This window comes from Geodermatophilus obscurus (assembly GCF_900115395.1).
Classification (GTDB): domain Bacteria; phylum Actinomycetota; class Actinomycetes; order Mycobacteriales; family Geodermatophilaceae; genus Geodermatophilus; species Geodermatophilus obscurus_B.
Genome location: NZ_FOWE01000012.1, coordinates 64,174 through 88,723 on the forward strand (window position 1 = coordinate 64,174; position 24,550 = coordinate 88,723).

At 76.5% G+C, this 24,550-nt stretch carries 23 protein-coding genes; 11 read left to right on the forward strand and 12 right to left on the reverse strand.

Features of this window, described 5'->3' with window-relative positions; translation table 11 throughout:
- Positions 1 to 13 precede the first annotated feature (13 nt).
- Positions 14 to 559 (forward strand): NUDIX domain-containing protein, encoded by a 546-nt coding sequence (locus tag BM165_RS21515; RefSeq protein WP_075015700.1) that lies wholly within the window; start codon positions 14 to 16, stop codon positions 557 to 559.
- 20 nt (positions 560 to 579) lie between these two features.
- Here BM165_RS21515 and BM165_RS21520 read toward each other — a convergent pair whose 3' ends face one another.
- Positions 580 to 1,155, reverse strand: a complete 576-nt coding sequence (locus tag BM165_RS21520) for an NADPH-dependent FMN reductase (protein ID WP_075015592.1) — start codon at positions 1,153 to 1,155, stop codon at positions 580 to 582.
- A gap of 183 nt (positions 1,156 to 1,338) precedes the next feature.
- Here BM165_RS21520 and BM165_RS21525 point away from each other — a divergent pair, with 183 nt between their 5' ends.
- Positions 1,339 to 2,352, forward strand: coding sequence for an ATP-dependent DNA ligase (locus BM165_RS21525; protein ID WP_075015593.1), 1,014 nt, complete (start codon positions 1,339 to 1,341; stop codon positions 2,350 to 2,352).
- Here BM165_RS21525 and BM165_RS21530 read toward each other — a convergent pair whose 3' ends face one another.
- The 5 genes from BM165_RS21530 to aceB all read right to left on the reverse strand — a co-directional run bounded on the left by BM165_RS21530 (position 2,353) and on the right by aceB (position 12,102).
- A complete protein-coding gene (locus BM165_RS21530; protein ID WP_075015594.1) occupies positions 2,353 to 2,856 on the reverse strand; it encodes a MarR family winged helix-turn-helix transcriptional regulator in 504 nt (167 codons plus the stop codon).
- Between the two features lie 32 nt (positions 2,857 to 2,888).
- Positions 2,889 to 4,073: an anti-sigma factor RsbA family regulatory protein gene (locus BM165_RS21535; RefSeq protein WP_083427590.1), complete on the reverse strand. Its 1,185-nt coding sequence runs from the start codon at positions 4,071 to 4,073 to the stop codon at positions 2,889 to 2,891.
- On the reverse strand, positions 4,070 to 9,163 hold the full coding sequence (locus BM165_RS21540; protein WP_075015595.1) for a SpoIIE family protein phosphatase: 5,094 nt from the start codon (positions 9,161 to 9,163) through the stop codon (positions 4,070 to 4,072). The genes BM165_RS21535 and BM165_RS21540 overlap by 4 nt, the downstream gene beginning before the upstream one ends.
- 21 nt (positions 9,164 to 9,184) lie before the next feature.
- The gene (locus BM165_RS21545; RefSeq protein ID WP_075015596.1) at positions 9,185 to 10,411 is read right to left on the reverse strand and encodes a DUF6986 family protein; all 1,227 of its coding nucleotides are present in this window, start codon (positions 10,409 to 10,411) and stop codon (positions 9,185 to 9,187) included.
- Between the two features lie 83 nt (positions 10,412 to 10,494).
- Entirely contained in the window at positions 10,495 to 12,102 is a 1,608-nt protein-coding gene (gene aceB / locus BM165_RS21550; RefSeq protein ID WP_244274386.1) for a malate synthase A, read from the reverse strand.
- A gap of 9 nt (positions 12,103 to 12,111) precedes the next feature.
- Between aceB and uraD the strand changes: the two genes are divergently transcribed.
- The 3 genes from uraD to pucL are packed head-to-tail and all read left to right on the forward strand — an operon-like array spanning position 12,112 to position 13,899.
- The gene (uraD, locus tag BM165_RS21555; protein WP_075015598.1) at positions 12,112 to 12,612 is read left to right on the forward strand and encodes a 2-oxo-4-hydroxy-4-carboxy-5-ureidoimidazoline decarboxylase; all 501 of its coding nucleotides are present in this window, start codon (positions 12,112 to 12,114) and stop codon (positions 12,610 to 12,612) included.
- Positions 12,609 to 12,926 (forward strand): hydroxyisourate hydrolase, encoded by a 318-nt coding sequence (gene uraH / locus BM165_RS21560; protein WP_075015599.1) that lies wholly within the window; start codon positions 12,609 to 12,611, stop codon positions 12,924 to 12,926. Before uraD ends, uraH begins: the two co-directional genes overlap by 4 nt.
- Before the next feature lie 55 nt (positions 12,927 to 12,981).
- Entirely contained in the window at positions 12,982 to 13,899 is a 918-nt protein-coding gene (gene pucL, locus BM165_RS21565) for a factor-independent urate hydroxylase (protein WP_075015600.1), read from the forward strand.
- 65 nt (positions 13,900 to 13,964) lie between these two features.
- Here the strand turns inward: pucL and BM165_RS21570 are convergent, their stop codons facing one another.
- Positions 13,965 to 15,551: a methyl-accepting chemotaxis protein gene (locus tag BM165_RS21570; RefSeq protein ID WP_075015601.1), complete on the reverse strand. Its 1,587-nt coding sequence runs from the start codon at positions 15,549 to 15,551 to the stop codon at positions 13,965 to 13,967.
- 160 nt (positions 15,552 to 15,711) lie between these two features.
- On the opposite strand from BM165_RS21570, the gene BM165_RS21575 reads away from it, so the two are divergent.
- A complete protein-coding gene (locus BM165_RS21575) occupies positions 15,712 to 16,206 on the forward strand; it encodes a phosphoribosyltransferase (RefSeq protein WP_075015602.1) in 495 nt (164 codons plus the stop codon).
- 2 nt (positions 16,207 to 16,208) lie between these two features.
- The gene (locus BM165_RS21580) at positions 16,209 to 16,646 is read left to right on the forward strand and encodes a GNAT family N-acetyltransferase (protein ID WP_075015603.1); all 438 of its coding nucleotides are present in this window, start codon (positions 16,209 to 16,211) and stop codon (positions 16,644 to 16,646) included.
- Positions 16,647 to 16,877: 231 nt separating this feature from the next.
- On the opposite strand, the gene BM165_RS21585 is transcribed toward BM165_RS21580, so the two are convergent.
- The 3 genes from BM165_RS21585 to BM165_RS21595 all read right to left on the reverse strand — a co-directional run bounded on the left by BM165_RS21585 (position 16,878) and on the right by BM165_RS21595 (position 20,064).
- Positions 16,878 to 17,906, reverse strand: coding sequence for a class I SAM-dependent methyltransferase (locus BM165_RS21585; protein WP_244274387.1), 1,029 nt, complete (start codon positions 17,904 to 17,906; stop codon positions 16,878 to 16,880).
- A gap of 110 nt (positions 17,907 to 18,016) precedes the next feature.
- On the reverse strand, positions 18,017 to 19,138 hold the full coding sequence (locus BM165_RS21590) for a class I SAM-dependent methyltransferase (protein WP_244274388.1): 1,122 nt from the start codon (positions 19,136 to 19,138) through the stop codon (positions 18,017 to 18,019).
- 8 nt (positions 19,139 to 19,146) lie between these two features.
- Positions 19,147 to 20,064, reverse strand: a complete 918-nt coding sequence (locus tag BM165_RS21595; protein ID WP_075015605.1) for a haloalkane dehalogenase — start codon at positions 20,062 to 20,064, stop codon at positions 19,147 to 19,149.
- Positions 20,065 to 20,201: 137 nt separating this feature from the next.
- On the opposite strand from BM165_RS21595, the gene BM165_RS21600 reads away from it, so the two are divergent.
- The 4 genes from BM165_RS21600 to BM165_RS21615 all read left to right on the forward strand — a co-directional run bounded on the left by BM165_RS21600 (position 20,202) and on the right by BM165_RS21615 (position 22,824).
- The gene (locus BM165_RS21600; RefSeq protein WP_075015606.1) at positions 20,202 to 21,224 is read left to right on the forward strand and encodes an NADP-dependent oxidoreductase; all 1,023 of its coding nucleotides are present in this window, start codon (positions 20,202 to 20,204) and stop codon (positions 21,222 to 21,224) included.
- An 87-nt stretch (positions 21,225 to 21,311) separates the two neighbouring features.
- The gene (locus BM165_RS21605) at positions 21,312 to 21,518 is read left to right on the forward strand and encodes a hypothetical protein (protein ID WP_075015607.1); all 207 of its coding nucleotides are present in this window, start codon (positions 21,312 to 21,314) and stop codon (positions 21,516 to 21,518) included.
- Positions 21,515 to 22,213 carry an alpha/beta fold hydrolase gene (locus BM165_RS21610; protein ID WP_075015608.1) on the forward strand — a complete coding sequence of 233 codons (699 nt, stop codon included), beginning with the start codon at positions 21,515 to 21,517 and terminating at the stop codon, positions 22,211 to 22,213. The genes BM165_RS21605 and BM165_RS21610 overlap by 4 nt, the downstream gene beginning before the upstream one ends.
- 152 nt (positions 22,214 to 22,365) lie before the next feature.
- Complete coding sequence (locus BM165_RS21615) at positions 22,366 to 22,824, forward strand: hemerythrin domain-containing protein (protein ID WP_075015609.1); 459 nt, start codon at positions 22,366 to 22,368, stop codon at positions 22,822 to 22,824.
- Here the strand turns inward: BM165_RS21615 and BM165_RS21620 are convergent.
- Positions 22,803 to 23,825: a 1-aminocyclopropane-1-carboxylate deaminase gene (locus tag BM165_RS21620; RefSeq protein WP_075015610.1), complete on the reverse strand. Its 1,023-nt coding sequence runs from the start codon at positions 23,823 to 23,825 to the stop codon at positions 22,803 to 22,805. The two genes, BM165_RS21615 and BM165_RS21620, sit on opposite strands and share 22 nt — an antisense overlap.
- Positions 23,809 to 24,474 carry a GntR family transcriptional regulator gene (locus tag BM165_RS21625; protein WP_075015611.1) on the reverse strand — a complete coding sequence of 222 codons (666 nt, stop codon included), beginning with the start codon at positions 24,472 to 24,474 and terminating at the stop codon, positions 23,809 to 23,811. Before BM165_RS21625 ends, BM165_RS21620 begins: the two co-directional genes overlap by 17 nt.
- Positions 24,475 to 24,550 lie beyond the last annotated feature (76 nt).

A 24,550-nucleotide genomic window follows, 5' to 3' on the forward strand; every position in this document is an offset into this window, starting at 1 on the left:
CATGCTCGGCTACATGCGGACGACGGGCAGCCGGGAGATCTACCGCAACCCCTGGATCCGGCTGCGCGAGGACACCGTCGAGCGGGCCGACGGCTCGACCGGCGTCTACTCGGTCGTCGAGAAGCCGCACTTCGCGCTCGTCCTGGCCGCCGAGCGGGACGGGTTCTGGCTGGTCGAGCAGTTCCGCCACCCCGTCGGCCGCCGCGCGTGGGAGTTCCCGCAGGGCACCTGGTCCGCCGAGGCACTGACCGCCGGCAGCGGTGGCGGTCCCGAGGAGCTGGCCCGCGCCGAGCTGGCGGAGGAGACCGGGCTGCGGGCGGCGCGGTGGGAGCACCTGGGCCACCTCGACCTCGCGCCGGGGCTGTCCACGCAGGAGTTCGACGTCTGGCTGGCCACCGACCTCACGCCCGGGCCCACGGCGCGCGAGGCGACCGAGGCGGACATGGTGGCGGCGTTCGTGACCGAGGCCGAGCTGCGCGCGATGGTCGCCGACGGCCGGTTCACCGACGGCCCGTCCCTCGCCGCCTACGCCCTGCTGCTGCTCTCCCGGGCGCCCTGAGTCCCGCCGGGAGGCGGACGTCAGGAACCCGCGCGCAGGGTCCGCAGAGCCGGGGTGACCCGCGCCAGCTCGTCGAACACGGCCTTGGCGGCGACCTCGATCTCGGTGTCGGGCACGAACTCGCCGTCCTGGCCGAGGAACCGCGTGAAGAACGGCACCGAGATCGCCTCGGGGACGGTGTGCACCCGCAGCGCGCCCAGCACCGGCTTGAGCGCCACCGAGGCCCGCAGGCCGGCCGAGACGCCGCCGTAGGTGACCAGCGCGGCGGCCTTGTCCGCCCACTCGGCCGACAGGTGGTCCAGCGCGTTCTTCAGCGACGCCGGGAAGGAGTGGTTGTACTCCGGCGTCACGAACACGAAGGCGTCGGCGCGGTCGACCGTCGCGCTCCAGTCCCGCGTGTGCTGGTGGACGTAGCGGCGGGCCCGCGGGTGGTGCGGCTCGTCGAACAGCGGCAGGCCCACCTCGGCGAGGTCGACCAGCTCGACGTCGAAGGCGCCGTGCGCCTGCGCCAGGCGCTGCACCCACGAGGCGACGGCGAGGCCGCGCCGGCCGGGGCGGGTGCTGGCGACGACGACCTGCAGCACGGGACGGGACACGGGACGCTCCTCGGGACGACGGACTCGTTGACAGCTCAACCGTCCCCTCGGCGCCCCCCATCCCGCACGTCCGTGTGACGGGTACCGCATCCCGGGCAGCGGAGCGTCGCGGCATGCCCATTCCGGGTGGACCGCGCAGCTCGGGGACCTGCGCGGGGGGAGTGCAGGCCCGACGCTGACCGGGTGCCGCTCACCGCCCCGGGCCTGCCCGACCTGCCGCCCGACCTCGGCGGGCCGGTCGCGGTGCAGCTGGCCAAGCCCGTCCGGGACCTGCCGACGGCCGGCGCGCTGCCCGGAGGCTGCCGCTACGAACCCAAGTGGGACGGCTACCGGCTGGTCGTCGTGCGGGGCGCCGGCGGCACCCGGCTGTGGTCCAAGCAGGGCCGCGACCTCACCGACCGCTTCCCCGACGTCGCCGCGGCCGCGCTCGCCCAGGTCCCGGCCGGCAGCGTCCTCGACGGCGAGGTCGTCGTCTGGGGCGGCGAGCGGCTGGACTTCGGGCTGCTGCAGCGACGGCTGGTCACCCCGCCGTCCCGGATGGCCGCGCTGGCCGCCGCCCACCCGGCCTCCTACGTCGCCTTCGACGTCCTCGCCGCGGCCGGCCGCGACCTGCGCCGCCGCCCGTGGCGCGGCCGCCGCGCCGTGCTCGAGGAGCTGGCCGGGCGCTGGGCGCCGCCGATGCAGCTCTCCCCCGTCACCGCCGACCCCGCCGAGGCCCGGCAGTGGGCCGCCGACCTGCGCCCGCTGGGCGTCGAGGGGCTGGTCGCCAAGGGCGCGGCCACGCGCTACGCCGGGGGCCGGCGCGAGTGGCTGAAGGTGAAGTCCTGGGAGACCACCGAGGTCGTCGTCGGCGGGGTCATCGGCACGCTGGACCGCCCGGGCCAGCTCGTCGCCGGCCGGTACCGCGACGGCGAGCTGGTCGTCGTCGGCCGGACAGGACCGCTGTCCCCGGCGCAGTCGGCGGAGCTGGCCGCCGTCCTCTCCCCCGCCGCTCCCAGCCACCCGTGGCCCGACCGGATCGGCACCGGCCGCTTCGGCGGCGGGCGGCTGTCGGTCGCCCTCACCCGGGTCGAGCCGGTCACCGTCGTCGAGGTCAGTGCCGACGCCGCGCTGACCGCCGGCGTGTTCCGGCACCCGCTGCGGTTCGTCCGGGTCCGCGCCGACCTCGCGCCCGGCGACGTCCCGCCGGCGGTCTGATCAGGGCCGCTGGGGGAGCCGGCCCAGCGTCACGAGGAACCGGCGCAGCAGCCCGGCCAGCTGCTCGAGCTCGGCCGCGGTCAGCCCGTGGAGCAGGCCGCGCTCGGTCTCCAGGTGGTCGGGCAGCGCGGCGTCGAGGGCCTCCCGTCCGGCGGAGGTGAGCGTGACGACGACCGCCCGCCCGTCGGCCTCGCTGCGCGTCCTGGTGATCAGCCCGCGCTCCTCGAGCCGGTCCAGCCGCTGGGTGATGGCGCCGGAGGTCACCAGCGCCGTGCGCATGAGGGCGGTCGGGGTCAGCTGGTAGGGCTCCCCGGCCCGGCGCAGGGCCGCCAGGACGTCGAAGGACGGCGCGTCGAGGCCGTGGCGGGCGAAGGTCGCGCGCTGGGCGAGGTGCACCTCGCGCTGCAGCTGCGTGATCCGGCCGATGATCCCCATCGGCGAGCAGTCGAGGTCGGGACGCTCCCGGGCCCACTGCTCGAGGATCAGGTCGACGGCGTCCTGCACGCCGGTACCTCAGCAGTGAGAGAACGGGGGCGTCAAGCGCCGCCGGGGCGCGGCAGCGTGGTGGCCAGCCGCACCGTGAACCCACCCGCCGGCCCGGGCACCAGGTCGACGGAGTCCCACAGCTTGCGGGCCAGCCACAGGCCCATCCCCCCGGCACCGAGGTCGTCGCCGTGCGCGGGCAGGAAGCCCGCGAACGGGTCGTCGAAGCCCGCTCCGGAGTCCGTGACCCGGCAGACGACCGCGCTGCCGTCGGCCCACACCCGCGCCGACACCGGGGGGCGGCCGTGCCGGAAGGCGTTGGCGGCCACCTCGCTGACGGCCAGGTGCAGGTCGGCGAGCAGGTCGGGGTCGGGCACCACGGCCGCCAGCGCACGGCGCAGGCCGCTGCGCAGCGCGGGCAGCGTCGGGACGCCGTCGACGGCCCAGACGGGCGCGGCGGCCTCCACCGGTTCCCGGACGCCGGCGAGCCCGCGCAGGCACGCGGCGGGCGGGAGGTAACGCGGACTGGCCTCGCGCACCCCGCCGGAGACGAGCTCCGGGTGGGTGAGCCGGGCGGTGTCGACCGCGTCGGCCGGCAGCGTCTCCTCGTCGTAGACGCACAGCGCCGTCACCGGCGCGCCGGCGCACAGCTCGTTGGAGGCGGCCTCGTAGCGGCGGATCTCGCGCCAGCGGCGCGGGTCGGCCTGGAAGTCCGGCTGGGCGATCACCCGCAGCCGGCCGGAGCCGCTGCCGGCGGCGCGCTCCACCAGCTGCCGGACGGCGGCCGTCGCGTCCGGCGCCCGGGCGCCGAGCAGGACGACACGGGGGTCGTCCTCGACCGCGCCGACCCGGCCCCCGAGCGCCCGGCGGACGGCGTCGACGCGGTCCGGCGCCCCGGCGAGCACCGTCAGGTCCCCCGCGAGCAGCCCCTCCTCGACGGCCGCCGCGGCGACGTCGGCACCCTCGCCGGGGGAGCGCACGAGCACGGCGGTGTGCCGCAGGCCGGGCGCGCCGCGACCATCCGGGGACGCCTCGCGTCCCGGCTCCGCCTGGCCCTGCCCGGCGCGCGCGTGCTCCGTGCGCGTGGCGCAGGCTCCTGCCCTTCGGTCCACTGGCCCCTCGACCGCCTCCGGGCCGGAACTGCTCCGGCCGATCCGTCCCGATTGTCGGGCACGGCCCGGGCGGGCCGCGCGAGGGGTGACCGTGCCGTCCCCCGGCGGAGGGACCGGTCGGGTCACCGGGGCGGCAGGACCACCCCGTCGAGGACCACCCCGCCGAGGACCACCCCGCCCAGGGCCAGCGCGCGCGCCGGGGCACTGCCCGGGCGGGTCCGCACGTCGAGCACGGCGTGCCGGGCGGCTGCGACGGCCCGCAGCTCGAGGACCAGCCCGACACCGGCACTGGCCAGGTAGCCGACCGGCTCCAGGTCGAGCACGACCCGCGCGCCGGCCGGGAGGTCCTCCAGCACCCGGAGCGCCTCAGCCCGCAGTGCCGGAGCCGCGGCGAGGTCGACCTCGCCGTCGACGCGCAGCAGCAGTCCCTCCCGCTCCGGGTGCACGGTCAGCCGGGCGGGCTCCCCACCGGACCCGTGCCGGCGGGCGCGGACCGGGGCGTCGTCGGGCCCGGGCCCGGCCGGCACGAACCGGAAGCTCACCGTCGTGCCGGAGCCCGCGACGCCGGAGTCGTCGGGGGTGCGCGTCACCTCGACCTCGGCGGCCAGGGCGGAGATCAGCTCCAGTCCGCGGCCGCGGTACCCGCGGTCGGCCGGTGCCGGGCGCCACACGCCCTCGTCGCGCACGCACACCTCGATGCTGCCGTCGGTGGTGCGCTCGAGCCGGTACTCGCACCGGCCCTCCCCGCCACGGGTGGCGTAGGCGTGCTCGACCGCGTTGGCCAGCGCCTCGCCGAGGGCCAGCTGCAGGTCGTCGACGGAGTCCTCGTCCAGCCCGGCGGCCCGCGTCCAGGCGGTGACCGTGCGCCGGACCCCCCGCAGGCGGGCGGGGTCGGCGGGCAGCGTCTCGTGCACCGGCGGCGGCATCACCCGGGCGGCGATCACCGCGACGTCGTCGGGCGGGGCGGAGTCGTCGAGGACCTCGGCGAGCAGCGCCCGGGTCAGCCGGGCGGGGTCGGCGGCGGCCAGGCGCACCGCGGCCCGGGCGACCCGGTCGAGGCCGGCGTCGAGCGGCTCGCCGCGTCGCTCGACCAGGCCGTCGGTGTAGAGCAGCAGGGTGGTGCCCGGGGCGACGTCGGCCGTGCCCTCGGTGTACGGCGGCCGTCCGGGTGCGCCGAGCACGGAGCCGCCGCCGTCCTCGAGGAGCGTCGCCCCCGCCTCGGTGAGCAGGAGCGGCGGCGGGTGGCCCGCACGGGCGTACCGCACGGTGCCCGTCCGGTGGTCGAGCACCAGGCAGGCCGCCGTCGAGGCCAGCGCGCCGGGCAGCCGGGCGGCGAACCGGTCGAGCAGCTCGAGGGCGTCCGCGGGCGGGCAGCCCTGCAGCAGGGCCGCCGACAGGGCGCTGCGGAGCTGACCCATCACCGCCGCGGCGGTCGGGCCCTGGCCGACGACGTCGCCGACGGCGATGGCCACCCGGTCCTCGCCGAGCTCGACGACGTCGTACCAGTCGCCGCCGGCGGAGGTGCCCTCGGCGCCGGGGAGGTACTCGGCGGCCAGGGCGAGCTGCTCCAGCTGCGGCAGCCGCTGGGGAAGCAGGCTCAGCTGCAGGGTCCGGGCGATGTCCTGCTGCCCGCGGTAGAGCCGGGCGCGGTCGAGGGCCTGGGCGCACTGCTCGGCCACCGCCAGCAGCATCGAGCGCTCGGCCGGCCGGAACCGGCGCGTCTCGGGGAAGCCGATGCCGATGACGCCCACGACCCGGCCGGCGACGAGCAGGGGCAGCGCGACGGTCGAGCGCAGGCCGAAGGACCTCAGCGTGGCCGCCTGCGGGGCGTCCAGGTCGCCCCGGGTGCCGGGCCAGTCGGCCATGTCCTCGATCCACAGCGGCCGCCGCTCGGTGACGGCGGTGGTGACGGCCAGCGGCGCGCTCAGCGGGACCAGCGCGAAGCGGGCACGCGCCTCGGCGTCGTCGCCGCTGAGGAACAGCATCCGCAGCTCACGGCCGGCGTCGTCGAGCTCGTAGACGCCGACCCGGCCGCCGTTCCCGGTCAGCGCGACGACGTGGCCGGCGGCGGCGTGCGCGACCTCGACCGGCGTGGTGGCGGCCGACAGCTCGGCGGTCACCCGCTGCAGCAGGCCCAGCCGCCGCGCGGTGGCGCGCTCGTCGGCGAGCAGCAGGGTGTTGTCCAGCGCGAGCGCGGCGCGGGCGGCGATCTCCTCGACCAGCGACCGGTCGTCCTCGTGGAAGGCGGCGGCGTCGCCCCGCCGGCCGAGGGACATGACCGCGCGCACGCGCCCGCGGACGGTGAGCGGGACGACCAGCGCCGAGTGCATGTCCAGCCGGATGCCGTCCTCGACCCCGCGCAGGCGGGTGCGCAGGACGGGGGCCCCGGTGCCGAGCACCTCCAGGCCGATCCCGGCGTGCGGCTCGAGGTGGTCCAGCGCCGCCCGGGCGTCGGCGTCGACGGCGGCCCGGGCGGCGTAGCGCATCCGGCCGTCCTCCCCCACCACGCGGACCGAGCACACGTCGGCCAGCCGGCGGCCGACGACCAGCCGCGCCAGCTCGGTGAGCTGTCCGTCGACCTCGCTCTCCCGGTCGAGGGCCGTGCCGACCTCGGCGAGCAGCGTCTGCCGCTCGGTCTCCTGGTAGCGGGCGTTGATGTCGGTGCAGCTGCCGACCCAGCCGCCCGCCCCTCCGCCGGTGCCGATGGGCACCGCCCGCTCCAGCAGCCAGTGGTACGCGCCGTCGGCCCGGCGGAGCCGGAACTCCACCTCCCAGCCCCCGCCCCGCGCCGTCGCCTCGGTGACGGCGGCCAGGTAGCGCTCGCGGTCCTGCGGGTGCAGCCCCTCACGCCAGCCGTCGCCGCGCTCGGCTGCGGCGGGACGGCCGGTGAAGCCGGTCCAGGCGGTGTTGAGGAACACCCGGCGACCCTCGGCGTCGGCGACCCAGATGAGCGCCGGGGCGAGGTCGGCCATGGTGGTGAACCGCTCCTCGGCCTCCCGGCGGGCGCGCCCCAGCTGGAGGTGGGCGTCGACGCGGGCCCGCAGCTCCTGCGCGGAGAACGGCTTGACGAGGTAGTCGTCGGCGCCGGCGGCCAGCCCCTCGACAGCGGCCTCCTGCCCGGCGCGCGCCGACAGCAGGACCACCGGGACCCGGGCCGTGCGGGGGTCGGCGCGCAGCGCGGTCAGCAGCTGCAGGCCGTCGAGCTCCGGCATCATCACGTCGCTGACGACGAGGTCCGGCGGGTCGGCCAGCGCCGCCTCCAGGGCCGCGCGGCCGTCGGAGACCGCCCGCACCTCGTGCACCGGGGCGAGCAGCCGGACGACGTAGTCGCGCATGTCGGCGTTGTCGTCGGCGACCAGGACGCGGCCGGTGCGCGGGCCGGGCACCGCCGGGACGACCTCCCCGGCGTCGTCGGGCAGCCAGCGCAGGGCCTCGCTGACGAAGGGGGTGACCGCGGCCGACACCGCGGGCGCCTCGGGCGCCGACGGGGCGAGCTGGTCGGCCGGCAGGTGCGCCGAACCCAGCGGCAGGGCGACGGTGAAGGTGGTGCCGACGTCGGGCGTGCTGTCGACGTCGATCCCGCCGCCGTGCAGGCCGACGAGCTCGCGCACCATCGCCAGGCCGATGCCGCTGCCCTCGCCGGAGCGGGAGCGGGCACCCGAGACGCGGCTGAACCGCTCGAACAGCCGCGGCAGCTCCGCGGCGGGGATGCCGGTGCCGGTGTCGGCGACGGTCAGCACGGCACGGCCGCCGTCCTCGCGCAGCCGCACGGTGATCCCGCCGGTGAAGGTGAACTTCAGCGCGTTGGACAGCAGGTTGAGGACGACCTTCTCCCACATGTCCCGGTCGACGTGGACCGGCCCGGACAGCGGCGGGCAGTCGACGGTGAGCGTGAGACCGGCCCGCTCGACGGCGGAGCGGAAGACGCTGGCCAGCTCCGCGGTGACCGCGGCGAGGTCGACCGGCTCGAAGCGCGCGTCGATGCGGCCGGCCTGCAGCCGGGAGAAGTCGAGCAGGGTGTTGACCAGCTTCTGCAGCCGCAGCGCGTTGCGCTCGACCACCTCGAGCTCGTGCGCGACCCGGGCGTCGGCCGCGGCGGCCGGGGAGGACCGCAGCTCCGCGACCGGGCCCATGATCAGCGTCAGCGGCGTCCGGAACTCGTGGCTGACGTTGCTGAAGAAGTCGGTCTTGGCGCGGTCGAGCTCGGCCAGCGCCTCCGCGCGGCGCCGCTCGGCGAGGTAGGCCTGGGCGTCGCTGACGGCGGTCGACACGTGACCGGCGACGAGGTCGGTGAAGCCGCGGTAGTCGGCGTCGAGGACCCGGTAGGGGTTGATCCCCAGCACGAGCACGCCGGCGGGCGCGTCCGCCCCCGCGGTGCTGATCGAGAGGACGACGGCCTGGTCGGGGCGGGCGTCCCCGAGCGGGGAGGACAGCAGCGTGTCCCCCGCCTGCGCGCGCAGTCCCGTGACGACCTCGGCCGGGTCGCCCGCGGCCACCCGCTCGACGACCTCCCCGAGGCTGCCGTCGAGGAGGACGGAGGAGTCGGCCACCCCGGCGGCGCCGGCCGGCTCGAGCGCACCCTCGGACGTGCGCAGGACGGCCACGGCGAAGGGCACCTCGGCGCGGTGCCGGCCGAGCACGTCGATCACCGCCCGGCAGGCCTCGGCCTCGCTGCCCACGGAGGCGGTGGAGAGCTCACCGAGGTCGTGCAGAGCCCGCAGCCTGCGGTCGGCGAGGACTCGCCGGGTGTTCTCGGTGACCACGCAGAGCATCCCGGCCGTGCCACCGGAGTCGTCGTCGACCGGGCTGTAGGAGAAGGTGTGGTAGGTCTCCTCCGGGTAGCCGCTGCGCTCGAGGAACAGCAGCAGGTCCTCGTCCCAGGTGGCGACACCGGTCTCGAGGACCGACTCGATGCGCGGCCCGATGTCGTCCCAGATCTCCGACCACATCTCGCGGGCCGGGCGGCCCAGCGCCCACGGGTGCTTGTCCTGCAGCGTGTCGTGCTGGTAGGCGTCGTTGTAGAAGGCGGTCAGCTCGGGCCCGTACGCGGCCCACATCGAGAACCGCGAGGTCAAGACGATCCGCACCAGGTTGCGCAGGGCGGAGGGCCACTGCGCGGGAGGGCCGACGGGCGTGCCCGACCAGTCGCGGGCGGCCATCTCCCGGCCCACCTCGCCACCACCGGAGAACAGCGAGCCGAGCGCGTCCCCCGTCACCGCGCCTCCACGCCGCGAAGCCTAGGCTGTGTGCGGAGGGAGCGCCCCGGTCCGCGCGGACAGGCCGTCCAACGTCACCCGGTCGAGACCCGTCGCCGCGGCGACCTCGGCGTCGTCGAGCGCGCCGCAGTCCAGCCCGCGCAGCACCACGCCGGCCAGCGCCCGGGCGGTGGCCGGCTCGTCGAGGACACCGGCGTCGGCCCGCTCGACGTAGGCCGCCAGCCGCGCGGCCGCCGCCGGCAGCGCGCCGCGGAAGAAGGCGTAGGTGGCCACGTAACGGGTGACCAGCTGGGCCGGGTGCAGGTCCCACCCCTGGTAGAGGCCGCGCTCCAGGGCCCGCCGCACCAGGCCGGCGTGCACCCGCCAGCCGGTGTGCACCTGCCCGCGCGGGCCCACGGGCAGCACGTTGGTGGAGCCGTCGACCGCGTGCGCGCCGGTGCCCGCGACGGCGACCTGCATGAGCTGCTTGGCGAGGTCGAGCGCGGGGTGGTCGGAGGACTGGTGCGCCGCGGCGATGCCCAGCGCCGCGCTGTAGTCGTAGGTGCCGTGGTGCAGGCCGGTGAGCCGCGGGCCGGCCGCGTGCACCATGCGGGCCAGGGTCACCGCGCCGTCGCCGCCGAGGACCGCCTGCGGCGTCTCCACCTGCAGCTCCAGGTCGAGCGCGACGCCGTGCGCGTCCTCCAGCGCGTCGAGGACGGGGAGGAACGCCCGCACCTGCTCGACGTCGGTCACCTTGGGGAGGACCACGGTCGCGCGCGGGGCGCCGACGGCGGAGAGGAAGAGGTCCAGCGAGCGCACGCCGCGACGGCGGGTGGGCCCCTCCAGCGACTTCGCGCGGATGCCGACCGACCGCGGTGCGGTGCCGGCGGCGAGGTCGGCGGCCACGGCGTCGGCGGCGCGCCGGACGTCGCCGTCCTCGTCGTCGGGACGGCCGCGGTAGCCGTCCTCGGCGTCGACGCGGAGGTCCTCCACGGGCTCGGCGGCGAGCTTGGCGCGCACCCGGGGCAGCACCTGGTCGAGCAGCGCGGCGTCGTACCCGAGGTCGGGCAGGCCGTGCTCGTCCAGCGCGGCGAGCGCGGCGGCGCCCCAGGCAGGCGCCAGCCCCGGCACGACGGCGTCTGCGGGCACGTAGCAGGTGTGCACCGGCTGCCGGCCGGGCCGCTCGCCGGGGTAGGCGGCCGCGCGGGCGGCGTCGACGGGGGCCAGCCGCCGGTCGAGCTCGGCGTAGACGCTCTCGTCCAAGGTCACGCGTGCACTCCGGTTCCGGGATCGGCCTCGCTGCAGGGACCCGCCTCGAGCGGAGCGAGGGGCGGGGACAGTGAGGCCCTTCGTCAATCCACCAGTTCGTAGGCGGGCAGGGTCAGGAAGTCGGGGAAGTCGTCGGCCAGCGCGACCTGCTCGAACAGCCGCCGGGCGACGTCGAGGTGCGGCAGGTCGCCGATGCCGGCCACCTCCTCGGCGACGACGCGGCGCACCAGCTCCCCGGTCACCGTCTCCCCCGTCTCGAGCTCGACCCCGTTGCGCACCCACTGCCAGACCTGCGAGCGGCTGATCTCGGCGGTGGCGGCGTCCTCCATGAGCCCGTGGATGCCGACCGCGCCGTTGCCGCCGAGCCACGCGGCCAGGTAGCGGATCGCCACCTCCACGTTGGCCCGCAGCCCGGCCGTCGTGCGCCCGCCCGGGACGCCGGCGACGTCGAGCAGCTGCGCCGCGGTCACCGACACCTCGGGCCGCTGCCGGTGGAGCTGGTTGGGCCGGTCGCCGAGGACGGCGTCGAACGCCTCGCGGCAGACCGGGACGAGGTCGGGATGGGCCACCCAGGAGCCGTCGAAGCCGTCACCGGCCTCGCGGGTCTTGTCCTCCCGCACCTTGGCGACCGCCCGCTCGTTGGCCTCGGCGTCCTTCCGGCTGGGGATCGCCGCGGCCATGCCGCCGATCGCCATGGCACCGCGGCGGTGGCAGACGGCGACGAGCTGCTCGGTGTAGGCCCGCATCATCGGCGCGGTCATGGTCACCGCCGCGCGGTCGGGCAGCACGAACTCCGGCCCGGCCTCGCGGAAGACCTTGATGACGCTGAACAGGTAGTCCCAGCGGCCGGCGTTGAGGCCGGTGGCGTGGCTGCCGAGCGCGTGCAGCATCTCCTCCATCTCGAACGCCGCCGGGATGGTCTCGATGAGCATGGTGGCCCGGATCGAGCCCGCGGGGAGGCCGAGCACCTGCTCGGCGTGGTCGAACACCAGCCGCCAGAGCGCCGCCTCGAGGTGGCCCTCCATCTTCGGCAGGTAGAGGTACGGCCCGCTGCCGCGGGCGAGCTGCTCGGCGGCGTCGTGGAACAGGTACAGCCCGGCGTCGACCAGCGCGCCGACGGCCGGCTGCCCGTCGACGAGCAGGTGCCGCTCGGGCAGGTGCCAGCCGCGGGGGCGGGGCACGATCGTGGGCAGGTCGCCGTCCTCGCGCAGGCGGTACTCCCGGCCCTCCGGGGTGGTGAAGGCCAGCTGCCGGCGGACGGCGTCGCGCAGCACGAGCTGGCCGGTGACGACGTTGCGCCAGTGCGGGGTGTTGGCGTCCTCGAGGTCGGCCAGCCACACGTCGGCGCCGCAGTTGAGGGCGTTGACCGCCATCTTCGGCTCGGTGGGGCCGGTGATCTCCACGCGGCGGTCGACCAGGCCCGGCGGCGGGGGCGGCACCCGCCAGTCGCCGTCGCGGACGTCGGCGGTCTCGGGGCGGAAGTCCAGCCACCGGGCGGCGGCGATCTCGGCCCGCCGCGTGGCGCGCGCGGCCAGCAGCGCGTCGCGCTGGGGGCCGAAGCGGCGCTGCAGGTCGGCCACGAACTCCAGCGCCTCCGGGGTGAGCACCTCACCGGCCCGCTCGACCTCGGGACCCTCCACGCGCACGTCCGACATCCGCTGCGTCCTCTCCTCGACCCGCCGGGCTGCCATCCTGTCACCGTGTCCCGCCTCGACGAGTTCAACGCCGAGCCCGCCGACGTCGCCGTCGAGGCGCTGCGCGCCTGCAACGCCGCGCCCCGGTTCGCCGCCGAACTGGTCGCCGCCCGCCCCTTCCCCGACGCCGACACCCTGGTCCGCCGGGCCGGGGAAGTGGCCCGCGCGCTGCCGTGGGACGAGGTGTCGACGGCCCTGGCCGCGCACCCGCGGATCGGCGACCGGGTGCAGGGGTCCTCGGCCGAGGCGCAGGCCTCCCGCCGCGAGCAGGGCTCGATGGGCGGGGCCGACGACGACACCCGCGCCGCCGTCGCCGAGGGCAACCGCGCCTACGAGGACCGCTTCGGGCACGTCTACCTGATCCGCGCGGCGGGCCGGTCGCCGGAGGAGATGCTCGCCGAGCTGCGCCGCCGGCTGGCCAACGACGAGGACGCCGAACGCGCCGAGGTGGTCGAGCAGCTCGCGCAGATCACCGAGTTGCGGGTGCGCGGGCTGGTCGGCGCATGAGCGTCTCCACGCACGTGCTCGACGCCGCCGCCGGGCGGCCGGCCGCGGGGATCGCCGTCCGGCTGTACGCCGGGGACGACCTGCTCGCCGAGGGCACCACCGACGACGACGGCCGCTGCCGGCTCACCGAGGCGGCCACCGCGGCCGGCCCGCACCGGCTGGTGTTCGCGACCGGTCCCTGGTTCACCGGCCGCGGGGTCGCCGCCTTCTGGCCGGAGGTGACGCTGACCTTCGCCGTCACCGAGCCCGCCGCCCACCACCACGTCCCGCTGCTGCTCTCGCCGTTCGCGTACTCCACCTACCGCGGCTCCTGACGCGCCGGTTCCACGTGCAACACCGGCGACACCCTCGTCGGGCAGGCTGCGCGGCATGGCGATCCGGCTCGGCGCGAACCAGTACGGCAAGGCGGAGGTCCGCGTCGTCGCGGTCGACCGCAGCGGTCCCTCCCACGACCTGGTCGACCTCAACGTCAGCACCAGCCTGCGCGGGGACTTCACCGCCGCCCACACGCAGGGCGACAACGCGCACGTGCTGTCCACCGACGCGCAGAAGAACACCGTCTTCGCCTTCGCCCGGGACGGCATCGGCTCGCCGGAGGCGTTCGGCCTGCGGCTGGCCCGCCACCTCGCCGGCTCCTACGACTGGATCTCCGGCGCGCGGGTGGCGGTGGAGTCCTACGGCTGGGAGCGGATCGCCGTCGGCGGGCAGCCGCACGGGCACGCCTTCCGGCGGCCGGGCGGGGAGGTCCGGACGGCGGTGGTCACCGCCGACGGCTCGGGGGACGACGCGGACGTGCACGTGCTGGCGGGCCTGACCGACCTGGTCGTCCTCAAGACCACCGGCTCGGAGTTCCGGGGCTTCCCGCGCGACCGCTACACGACGCTGGCCGAGACCCGCGACCGGGTGCTCGCCACCGCCGTCACCGCGCGCTGGCGGTACACGTCGGCCGGGCTGGACTGGGACGGGCTGTTCGACGGCGTCCGGGCCGTGCTGGTGGAGACCTTCGCCGCCACCCACTCCCTGGCGCTGCAGCAGACGCTGTACGCGATGGGCGAGGCGGTGCTCGAGCGCTTCCCCGACGTCGCCGAGGTGCGGATGTCGATGCCCAACCGGCACCACTTCCTGCAGGACCTGTCCGCCTACGGACTGTCCAACACCCCGGGCGTGGACGACACGCTCGTCTACCACGCCGACGACCGCCCCTACGGCCTCATCGAGGGCGCCGTCGTGCGCGACGACGTCCCGCCCGCCGAGGTCGCGTGGCTGGGGACGCCCGGCTTCTGCTGAGGGCCGGGACCCCGCCGGGTCCGTCGCCCGCGCGACGGACCCGGCGGGTCAGGGGTGGGCGGACGTCAGCGGGAGGTGAACGACGCGACGGCCTCCTGCAGCTCCCGGGAGGTGGTGACGAGGTCCGCGGCCGCGGCCCGCACCGCACCGACACCGGCGTCGGTCTCGCGCGCCGCCGACGCGACGTCGCCGACCGAGGCCGCGATGGCCCGGCCGCTGCGCGCGGCGTCGCCGATCGACCGGCTCATCGCGGTGGTCGTGGCGGTCTGCTCCTCCACCGCCGCGGCGATCGTCGTCTGGAGCCCGTTGATCTCCGCGATGACCGTGGCGATGCCGCCGATGGCCTGTACCGCACCCCGGGTGTCGCCCTGGATGGCCTCCACCCGGCGGGCGATGTCCTCGGTGGCCCGCGCGGTCTCCTGCGCGAGCTCCTTGACCTCGTTGGCGACGACGGCGAAGCCCTTGCCCGCCTCCCCGGCCCGGGCGGCCTCGATGGTGGCGTTGAGCGCCAGCAGGTTCGTCTGCTCGGCGATGCTGGTGATGGTCTTGACCACGGTGGCGATCTCCTGCGAGGAGTCGCCGAGCTTCGCCACGGTCGCGTTGGCGCTCTCCGCGGCGGCGACCGCGGTCCCGGCGATCCGGGCGGCCTCCGTGGCGTTGGCGGCGATCTCGCGGATGGAGGTCCCCATCTGCTCGGCACCGGCCGCCACGGCCTCGATACCGGTGCTGACCTCGGTCGCCGCGGCGGTGGCGCTGCGTGCCTGCCCGGTCGAGCGCTCGGCCGTGCCGGCGATCGTCTCGCTGGCCGACGACAGGCCCCGCGCGGAGCGCTCGATCGCCTCCGAGGCCGCCCCGACCTCGCCGACGACGTCGGCGACCCGGTCGAGGGTGGCGTTGACGGCCGCGCCGAGCCGGTCGAACTCGTCGTCGGTACCGCGGGTGGCCAGGCGGTGGCCCAGGCCGGTGGCCCCCAGCAGGTCGGTCATCTCCCGCAGGGGGCGGGTGATGCTGCGCGAGACGAGCAGCGAGAGCCCGACGATGGCCAGCAGCACCGGCGCCGACCACAGCGCCATGGTGGTCAGCTGGTCGCGGACGGCACCGTCGAGGTCCTCGACGTACAGGCCCGAGCCGACCACCCAGTCCCACTCGTCGTAGCCGGCGACGTAGGAGATCTTGGGCTGGGGCTCCTCCTCGCCGGGCCGGGGCCACAGGTAGTCGACGAAGCCGCTGCCGTCCCGCTGCACGACCTCCACCATCTCGACGAACAGCGCCTTGCCGGTCGGGTCGACGTTGGCGGTGAGGTCGGTGCCGTCCAGCTCGGGCTTGACCGGGTGCATGACCATGGCCGGCGACGTGTCGTTGATCCAGAAGTACTCCTCACCGGAGTAGCGCAGCTCCCGCACGGCGTCCATCGCCGCGGTCTGCGCCTGCTCGCGGGTCAGCTCCCCCGCCGCCTCCCGGGCGCCGTAGGCGGCGACGATGCCCAGGGCGGTCTCCACCGCCGTCCGCGCCTGGGCCCGCTGCTCCTGCTCGATCGTGTCGCGCACCTGCAGCGCCCCGATGACCGCCACCGTGGTCATGCCCACGACGGCCGCCACCACCAGCACCAGCAGCCGGGTGCTCACCCGGAGTCGCCGCAACCGCCTCGTCATCCCTGCTCCTCGTGTCCACCGGGCCGGTCCCACGGGTGGTCTTCGCCATGGAGGGGGACGGCGTTGAGCGGAGATCCGAGAACGGTCGGTGACCGCCTCCCGCCGCTCGCCATGTCGACCGGATCGAGGGCCGGCGCGGCCTGCTGGCACCATGCGGAGGGTGTCCGACGAGCGCGAGGTCCTGACCTACGAGCTGTTCGGTACCGCGGCCCGCGAGCTGGCCCGGCAGGTCGCCGACGACGGCTTCGAGCCCGACCTGATCCTGTCCATCGCCCGCGGCGGGCTGTTTCTCGGCGGGGCGCTCGGCTACGCGCTCGACGTCAAGAACCTGTTCGTGATGAACGTCGAGTTCTACACGGGCGTCGACGAGCGGCTGGACCTGCCGGTGGTGCTGCCGCCGACGCTCGACGCCGTCGACCTCACCGGTGCCGACGTGCTGATCGCCGACGACGTCGCCGACACCGGGAAGACGCTGGAGCTGGTGCGCGACTTCTGCGCGGGGTACGTCTCCGACGTGCGCACGGCGGTCGTCTACGAGAAGTCCCGGTCGCTGGTGCAGTGCGACTACGTGTGGCGGCGCACCGACGCGTGGATCGACTTCCCGTGGTCGTCGCTGCCGCCGGTGCGCACCCGCAGCGACCGCCCGGCGCACTAGCCGTGGCCGCCGTCGAGCTGGAGCCGTTGACGCCCGACAACGTGCGGGCGGTGTGCGACCTGCGCGTCGCGCCGGGCCAGGAGCACCTCGTCGCCCCCAACGCCGTCTCGATCGCCGAGGCCTACGTCCATCCCCAGGCCTGGTGCCGGGCGGTGCGTGCCGACGGGCGCCTCGTCGGCTTCGTGATGCTCTGGGACTCCCCCGAGGAGCTCGGCCACATGCTGTGGCGGCTCATGGTCGACGCGTCCGCGCAGGGTCGCGGCATCGGCCGCCGGGTGGTGGCCCTGGTGGCCGACCACGTGCGGGCGCAGGGCGTGCCGGTGCTGCGGGTCAGCGTCGTGGACGGCGAGGGGAGCCCGGCGCCCTTCTACCGCTCGCTCGGCTTCGTGCCCACGGGCGAGGTGACCGACGACGAGCCCGTGCTCGCGCTGGACCTGTGAGCCGCCTCCGCGACGTGCCGGCAGGGGCTCTGCGGGGTCCCCGCCGCGAGCGGCGGTGGGCGGGTGGGCCCTCCTCAGTAGCGGAAGCGCGCCACCGCGCCGGCCAGCGCCGTCGTCGTCCGGGCGACCTCCTCGACGGCGGTGCGCGCCTCGCCGACCGCACGCGTGGTGGCCTCCGGCGGAGGGCGCGGACGACCCCGGTTCGATCGGGGCGCCGCCGGGCCGCCGGACTCACCCCGGCCGGAGCCGGTAGAAGCGGAAGAAGTCGTGCTCGACCGGGAGGACGTCGACGCCCGCGAAACCGGCGTCGCGGGCGTAGCCGGCCAGGGTGTCCGGCCGCATGACCGTGCCGGTGCCCGCCGACGGCCGCGAGGAGAGCCCGTCGGGGAGGCAGCAGGTGAGGCTGTAGCCGTACATGAGCCGGTCGACGTCGCCGCCGGGCGCGGTGAACGTCTCCGCCACCTTCTCGTCGGCCACCAGGACCGTGCCGCCCGGCGCGGCGAGCCGGCGCGCGGCCGACAGCACGCCGACCGGGTCGGGCAGGTCGTGGACGCACTCGAGCGCCGTCACCAGGTCGTACCCGCCGGCGCGGTCCCCGAGCCCCCCGGCGTCGACCACGGTGAAGGTGACCCGGTCGGCCACACCGGCCCCGGCCGCCGCGGTGCGGGCCCGCTCGATGGAGGGCGCGTCGACGTCGAAGCCGTCCACCCGGGCGGCGGGGTAGGCGGTCGCCATGCCGATGGAGGACCACCCGAGGCCGCAGCCGACGTCGGCGACGCGCCCACCGGCCCGCAGGGCGGCGTCGACGTCCGGCAGCGCGGGGAGCACCTCGCTGCCCAGCGGCCCGGCGAAGAAGGGCCGGTTGGCCGCCGCCTGCGCCTCCCGGGCGTCGGGACCCATCTCCGCCCAGCCGGGCCCCGAGCCCTCGCGGTAGACCTCCGCCAGCCGCGGGACGTTGCGGACGAAGGCCATGGCGGCCCAGGCGAGAGGGATGGTGTAGAGCAGGTCGAGCTCGTCGACGAGCACGGCGCGGTACCCCGGCGGCAGGCCGTAGCAGCGCTGCGCGGGCCCGGCGGCGGGGTCGTCGACGGTGAGGATGCCGGCGACCGCCTGCTGCTCGAGCCACTCGCGCGCGTACCGCTCGTCGGTGCCCGTGCGCTCGGCGAGCTGCCCGGCGGTGGCGGGGGCGCCGTCCAGCGCCCGGTACCAGCCGAGCCGGCGGCCGAGCTCGACCGCGGCCACCTCGAGGGTGGCGGTCACGGAGGCCACGAGGCGCTCGGACAGCGCCTCGGGCGGCGGGAGGGGGTCGTCATGCCGGCACCGTGGCCCGACCGCACCCCCCGGGACAGACCCCTGCGCGCCGGTCCCCCTCAGCGGCGCGTGGAGACGCTCACGGTGAACCGGCGGTCGCTCGCCGCGACCCGGGTGGGGCCGACCAGCCGGCGCAGCGCCGCCTTGTGGGGCAGCCGGTTGTTCCAGACCGCCCACAGCTCCCCGCCCGGGCGCAGCACCCGCGCCGCGGCGGCGAAGAGCCGGTCGGCCGCGCCGGTGACCACCGCGGCGCCCAGGTGGAACGGCGGGTTGCAGACGACGAGGTCGACGCTCGCGTCCGGGAGGTCAGCGGCGGCGTCGTCGCGGGTGACCCGGACCCGGTCGAGCCCGGCGCGCGCCAGCGTCGCCCTCGCCGAGGCGACCGCGGCGGCCGACTGGTCGGTGGCGGTGACGGTGAGGTCGGGCCGCGGGCGGGAGAGGACGGCGGCCAGCACGCCGGTGCCGCAGCCGAGGTCGACCGCCGTCCGCGCGTCCGGGGCGGCGCCGTCGAGTGCCCGCAGCAGCAGCCGGGTGCCGTCGTCGACCCGCGTGCCGGCGAAGGCGGCGCCGTGCGCGCAGACGTCGAGGTCCAGGGCGTCGTCGTGCCGGCAGCGGGGGAAGGACGACTGGATGCCGGGCCGCGGCCCGCGGGCGACGAGCAGGCGGGACTTCTGGCGGGCCAGCGTCGCCGCGACGTCGGTGAACCCGGCGCGCAGCACGTCGTTCATACCGAGGGTCATGTGCTTGACCCGGCCGCCGACCAGCACGACGACGTCCGGGGCCGCCGCGGCCGCGGCCAGCTCGGTCAGCTCGCGCAGCGCGTCGAGGCCCTTGGGCGCCTTGGCCAGTACCAGCGTCGCGCCGTCGAGGAGGTCGCCGTCCAGCGGCAGGGAGCGGTAGGTGCCGGTCAGGCCGGTCCGCGCGGCGTTGGCGGCCAGCGCCCGCTCGCCGACCAGGAGGTCCTGGTGCACCCGCACGTCGCGCGCCCCGGCGGCGACCGCGCCGAGGGTCAGCGCGCCGTACGCGTCGTCGACGACGGCCACCCGACGAGCGGCGAGGTCCTCCGCGGTGTCGAGCAGCAGCCGGTCGGTGGCGTCGACGGCGACCAGGTCGGGCGCCTCGACGTCGGGCTCGCGCCGCAGCCGCGCGAGCACCTCCTCCGGCGTCACGGGCGGCGTCACTGGCATCGTCAGCGCCGGGGCGTCGCGGCGACGAACGCGGCGACCACCCGGCCGAGCTCGGGGCCGACGTCCTCCTGCAGGAAGTGCCCGCCGCCGGCCAGCGTGGTGTGCGGCATCCCCCGCGCCCCGGGCACGACCTGCTGGAACACCCGGTCGGCGCCGGCGGTGATCGGGTCGCCGTCGGAGAACGCGGTGAGGAAGGGCCTGTCCCAGCGGGCGAGCACCTCCCACGCGGCCCGGTTGGCGGCCGCCGCCGGGTCGTCGGGCGTCGTCGGCACCAGGCCGGGGAAGGTGCGGGCACCAGCCTTGGACGCCTCGTCGGGGAACGGCGCGTCGTAGGCGGCGACCACCTGGGGCGGCAGGCCACGCACCGTCCCGCCGGCGACGATCCGGCCGACGTCGAAGCCGGCCGCCGTCGCCGCGAAGGACTGCCAGGCGAGGAAGGCCTCGCTCATCGGGGTGTCGCCGGTGGGCAGGCCGGTGTTGGCGACGACGACCCGCGCGAAGCGGTCCGGGTGCTCGGCCACGAGGCGCAGGCCGACGAGCCCGCCCCAGTCCTGCGCGACGAGCGTGACGTCGCGCAGGCCGAGGCCCTCGAACAGCGTCTGCCGCATCCACTCGACGTGCGCCGCGTAGGAGTAGGCGGCCGGGTCGGTGGGCTTGTCGGAGCGGCCGAAGCCGACCAGGTCGGGGGCGACCACGCGCAGCCCCGCGGCGGTGAGCTCGGCGATGACGTGCCGCCACAGGAACGACCAGGACGGCTCGCCGTGCAGCAGCACCACGACCTCGCCGTCGGCCGGGCCGACGTCGACCACCGCGACGCGCAGCATCGTGCCGTCGCCGGCGTCGAAGGTGACGTACCCCGGCGGGTACGGGAAGCCCGGCAGCGCGGCGAACCGCTCCTCCGGCGTGCGGACGACGTCCATGCGGACCTCCGAGGCATAGGAAGCTCTACGCACGTCAAGCGGCGCGAGACGTGCGTAGAGCTTCCTATGCCTGGTCGGCCGGGGGCGACGGCGGCAGGATCGCTGCCGACCCCGATCCACGACGCAGGGAGCAGCCCGTGCCCATCACCGCCCGCGAGTGGCACCTGGCCGCCCGGCCCGCCGGCGAGCCCACCCCCGAGGACTTCGCGCTGGTGGAGGTCGAGCACCCGGACCCGGCCGAGGGACAGGTGGTGGTGCGGATGGTCGCCATGTCGGTGGACCCCTACATGCGCGGGCGGATGCGCCTGGGCCCCTCCTACGCCGCGCCGTGGGAGGTCGGCGAGGTGATGCAGGGCGGCGCCGTCGGCCGCGTCGTCGAGTCGCGGTCGGCCGACGTCCCCGAGGGCGCGCTCGTGCTCACCGACGCCGCCTGGCGCGACGTCGCCGTCCTCGACGCCCGCGCGGTCCGGCAGCTGCCGGCCACCGAGGACCTGCCCCTCACCTACTCCCTCGGCATCCTCGGGATGCCGGGGCTGACCGCCTGGGCCGGGCTGTTCCGGGTGGCCGCGTTCCGCGAGGGCGACGCCGTCTTCGTCTCCGGCGCGGCCGGGGCGGTGGGCAGCGCGGTGGGCCAGTTCGCCCGGCTGCGCGGCGCCTCGGCCGTCGTGGGCAGCGCCGGCAGCCCGGAGAAGGTGGCCTGGCTCCGCGAGATCGGCTTCACCGCCGCCTTCGACTACCACGACGGCCGCGTGAAGGACCTCCTCGGGCAGGCCGCGCCCGACGGCATCGACGTCTACTTCGACAACGTGGGCGGCGAGCACCTCGACGCGGCGCTGGGCGCGCTGCACGTGCACGGCCGGGCGGCGCTGTGCGGTGCCATCAGCGCCTACAACGCCACCGAGGCGGTGCCCGGGCCGCGGAACTTCAGTGCGTTGATGGTGGCCAAGCGGCTGGCGGTGACCGGCTTCCTGGTCAGCGACCACGGCGACCTGCGGCGGGAGTTCGCCGAGACGGTGTCGGGCTGGATCCGGTCGGGCGAGCTCGTCGTCCGGGAGACCGTCTACGAGGGCATCGAGAACGCCGTCCCCGCCTTCCTCGACCTCCTCAAGGGGGCCAACACCGGGAAGATGGTCGTCCGCCTGGCCCCCGACCCCGACTGATGCGCGGAACCCGACGACCGCCGCGCGGGATCCCCGCTGCGGGCCGGACTCCGGTTCGGCACCGCCCCCAGCGGGAAGGGGCTGGGCATGTGGCTCTTCCTGACCCGGCGCCTGCGCGTCTGGCTGATCGTGACCGTCGTCGTCCCGCTGGCCACCGGGCTGCTGCGCCGGGTGGGGCTGGCGCTGCAGCGGCGCAACGGCCCGACCCGGGTGAGCCGGGCGCTGCTGCAGGCCGGTGACCTCGGCGACCGCGCCCGCGCCCGGCTGCGGGGCGGCGGCCGACGGCGACGGTGACGACGGCCGCCCGGGTCCCGGCCCTCGACCACGTCCCGGCGACCGCGCCCACCCGCGCGGTCGCCGTCTTCGCCCACGGCGGCACCGTGGCCAGCGTGGAGCCGCCGCGGGAGCGGGCGCTGTCGCTGGTGCGCATGCGGGCCATCCAGGAGGCCGTCTCGCAGGCCGCCGCCGGCCGCGGGGTGGAGACCTACCTCGTCCGCTACCGCGTGGCCGGCTGGAACGGAGCCGCTGCGGACGCGCACGCCGACGTCCGCTGGGCGCTGGACCAGGTGCGCGAGCGGCACGGCGACGTGCCGGTCGTCCTGGTCGGGCACTCGATGGGCGGCCGGGCGGTGCTGCGCGCCGGCGACGACCCGTCGGTGGCCGCCGTCTGCGGGCTGGCGCCGTGGACGCCCCCGGGCGAGCCGGTCGGGCACCTGCGCGGGCGCAGCGTCGTGCTCGCGCACGGCCGCGGCGACCGGTGGGTGCCCGCGCGGCTGTCGGCGGAGTTCGCCGTCCGCGCCCAGCGCGCCGGCGCGCGGATCGCCCGGTTCACCCTGCCCGGCGGGCACGGGATGCTGCGGCGGGTCGGGGCCTGGCACGCGCTGGTGCGCGACGTGGTGCTGGCCGGCTCGGGGCTCGCGCCGTGGCGCGACGACGTCCGGGCCGCGATCGCCGCACCGCCACCCGAGGGCCTCGCCGTCCCGCTGTGACCCCGCTACGGTCGCCCGCGTGACTGCCGGGTCGGCCTCGCGCCGCGCACGGAACGGGTCCCCGGCCGCCGGGTGAGCCCGCGGCGGGCCCGGAGCCCGCCGCCGTCGTCCTGTCCCCGCCCCTCCCCGCTCGACCCCGGACAGGACCCCGCATGCCCTCCCCCCTCGGCGCCGAGCTGCGCCGCGTCCACGACACCCTGCGCGCCGACCTGCGCGCCCTGCAGGCGGCCGCCGCCACCGGCGCCCCGCCCGAGACCCGCCGGACGCTGCCGGCGCACTGCCTGGCGTTCTGCGCCGCGCTCACCGCCCACCACACCGGCGAGGACGCCGGCGCCTTCCCCGCGCTCGCGGAGCGGTTCCCCGAGCTGGCCCCCGTGCTGGACGAGATGGCCGAGGACCACGTGTGGATCTCCGGCATCCTCGCCCGCGTCGAGGAGCTGGCGGTGCAGCTGGCCGAGGAGGGCAGCTCGCCCCGCCTGGCCGGGGAGCTCGACGGGCTCGCCGCCATCGCGGAGTCGCACTTCTCCTTCGAGGAGCGCCGGATCGCCGCCGCCCTCGACCGGCTCCCCGGGACCCCGGCGCTGCTGGGTCAGGAGAAGAGCGCGCTGTAGCCGTTCAGCGCGGGCTGGCCGCCGAGGTGGGCGTAGAGCACGGTCGACGACGGGTCGATCTCGCGCCGGCCGACGAGGTCGATCGTCGCGGCCATCGACTTCCCCTCGTAGACGGGGTCGGTGACCATGCCCTCGGTGCGCGCCGCGGTCTCCATCGCGCGGATCGTCGCCTCGTCGGGGATGCCGTACACCCCGCCGTGGAAGCGCTCGTCGAGCTCGACGTCGTCGAGGGTCAGCTCGCGCCGCACGCCGATCGCCCGCGCCGTCCGCTGGGCGATGCGCAGCACCTGGTCGCGGGTCTGGGCGGGCTCCGCCGACGCGTCGACGCCGAGCACCCGCCGCGGCCGGGCGCCCTGCTCCTCCAGCAGCGCGAACCCGGCGACCATCCCGGCCTGCGTCGACCCGGTCACCGAGCAGACGACGACGGTGTCGAAGAAGACGCCCAGCTCGGTCTCCTGCTGCGCCACCTCCAGCGCCCAGTTGGCGAAGCCGTGCCCGCCGAGCGGGTGGTCGCTGGCGCCGGCCGGGATGGCGTACGGCTTCCCGCCGCGCGCCTCGATCTCGGCGAGCGCGGTCTCCCAGCTCTCCTTGAACCCGATGCCGAATCCGGCCTTCACCAGCCGCACGTCGGCGCCGGCGAGCCGGCTGACCAGGATGTTGCCGACCTTGTCGTAGACGGCGTCGGGCCAGTCCACCCAGCTCTCCTGCACCAGCACGCAGGACAGCCCCACGTGCGCGGCGACGGCGGCCACCTGCCGGGTGTGGTTGCTCTGCACGCCGCCGATCGAGACGAGCGTGTCGCAGCCCTGCGCCAGCGCGTCGGCCACCAGGTACTCGAGCTTGCGGGTCTTGTTGCCGCCGTAGGCGATGCCGGAGTTGCAGTCCTCGCGCTTCGCCCACACCGCGGCCCCGCCCAGGCGCTCGGTGAGCCGGTCGAGGCGGTGCACGGGCGAGGGGCCGAACAGCAGCGGGTGCCGCGGGAAGTCAGCCAGCGTCGTCATGGGTCTCCTCCAGTTCGGACAGCAGCGCCGTCCAGATCTCGGTGGTCGTGGCGACGGCGGCGTCGACGTCGTGCGCCGCGCAGGCGGCGATGAGCCGGTCGTGCAGGCCGACCGACCCCCGGCCGTGCGCCGCGGCGAACCGGGCACGCTCCAGCCGGCGGATGGCGGGGGTGAACCGCTCGACCGTGGCGGTCAGCGCGGTGTTGCCGGCGCGGGCGAGCAGGACGGCGTGCAGCTCGTCGTCGGCGGCCAGCGCGGCGTCGAGGTCGCCGGCGTCGACCGCGGCCGCGAAGCGGGCGTTGGCCGCGCGCATCGTGGCGACGTCGTCGGCGGTCACCCGGCCGGCCGCCTCCCGGGCGGCCAGCTCGTGCATCGCCCGGACCACGACGGCGGCGTCGCGCACGGCGCCCGGCCGCAGCGGGGTGACGCGGGTGTGGCTCTGCGGCTTGGCCTCGACCAGCCCCTCGTCGACCAGCCGGGCCAGCGCGGCGCGCACCGGGGCGACCGACAGCCCCAGGCGGGCGGCGAGCTCGGCGTCCTTGACCACGGCGCCCGGGGCGAGCTCGCCACCGACGATCGCCGCGCGGATGCGGGTGAGCGCCTGGTCGCGCAGCAGCACCCGGCCGACGGGGAGGAGCGGTGTGGTCATAACTGATATCTCAGATGTCAGAGGCCGGTCCGTCAAGGACCATCAGCGCTACGAAGGCGCTTTCGGTGCGGTTCCT

Coding starts and splice junctions, on each gene's coding strand:
- BM165_RS21595 (WP_075015605.1), bottom strand. CDS start 20,064: ATGGACGTCGTCCGCACGCCGGAGGAGCGGTTCGCCGCGCTGCCGGGC.
- BM165_RS21625 (WP_075015611.1), bottom strand. CDS start 24,474: ATGACCACACCGCTCCTCCCCGTCGGCCGGGTGCTGCTGCGCGACCAG.
- aceB (WP_244274386.1), bottom strand. CDS start 12,102: ATGGCAGCCCGGCGGGTCGAGGAGAGGACGCAGCGGATGTCGGACGTG.
- uraH (WP_075015599.1), top strand. CDS start 12,609: ATGAGCGTCTCCACGCACGTGCTCGACGCCGCCGCCGGGCGGCCGGCC.
- BM165_RS21605 (WP_075015607.1), top strand. CDS start 21,312: ATGTGGCTCTTCCTGACCCGGCGCCTGCGCGTCTGGCTGATCGTGACC.
- BM165_RS21570 (WP_075015601.1), bottom strand. CDS start 15,551: ATGACGAGGCGGTTGCGGCGACTCCGGGTGAGCACCCGGCTGCTGGTG.
- BM165_RS21620 (WP_075015610.1), bottom strand. CDS start 23,825: ATGACGACGCTGGCTGACTTCCCGCGGCACCCGCTGCTGTTCGGCCCC.
- BM165_RS21515 (WP_075015700.1), top strand. CDS start 14: ATGCGGACGACGGGCAGCCGGGAGATCTACCGCAACCCCTGGATCCGG.
- pucL (WP_075015600.1), top strand. CDS start 12,982: ATGGCGATCCGGCTCGGCGCGAACCAGTACGGCAAGGCGGAGGTCCGC.
- BM165_RS21615 (WP_075015609.1), top strand. CDS start 22,366: ATGCCCTCCCCCCTCGGCGCCGAGCTGCGCCGCGTCCACGACACCCTG.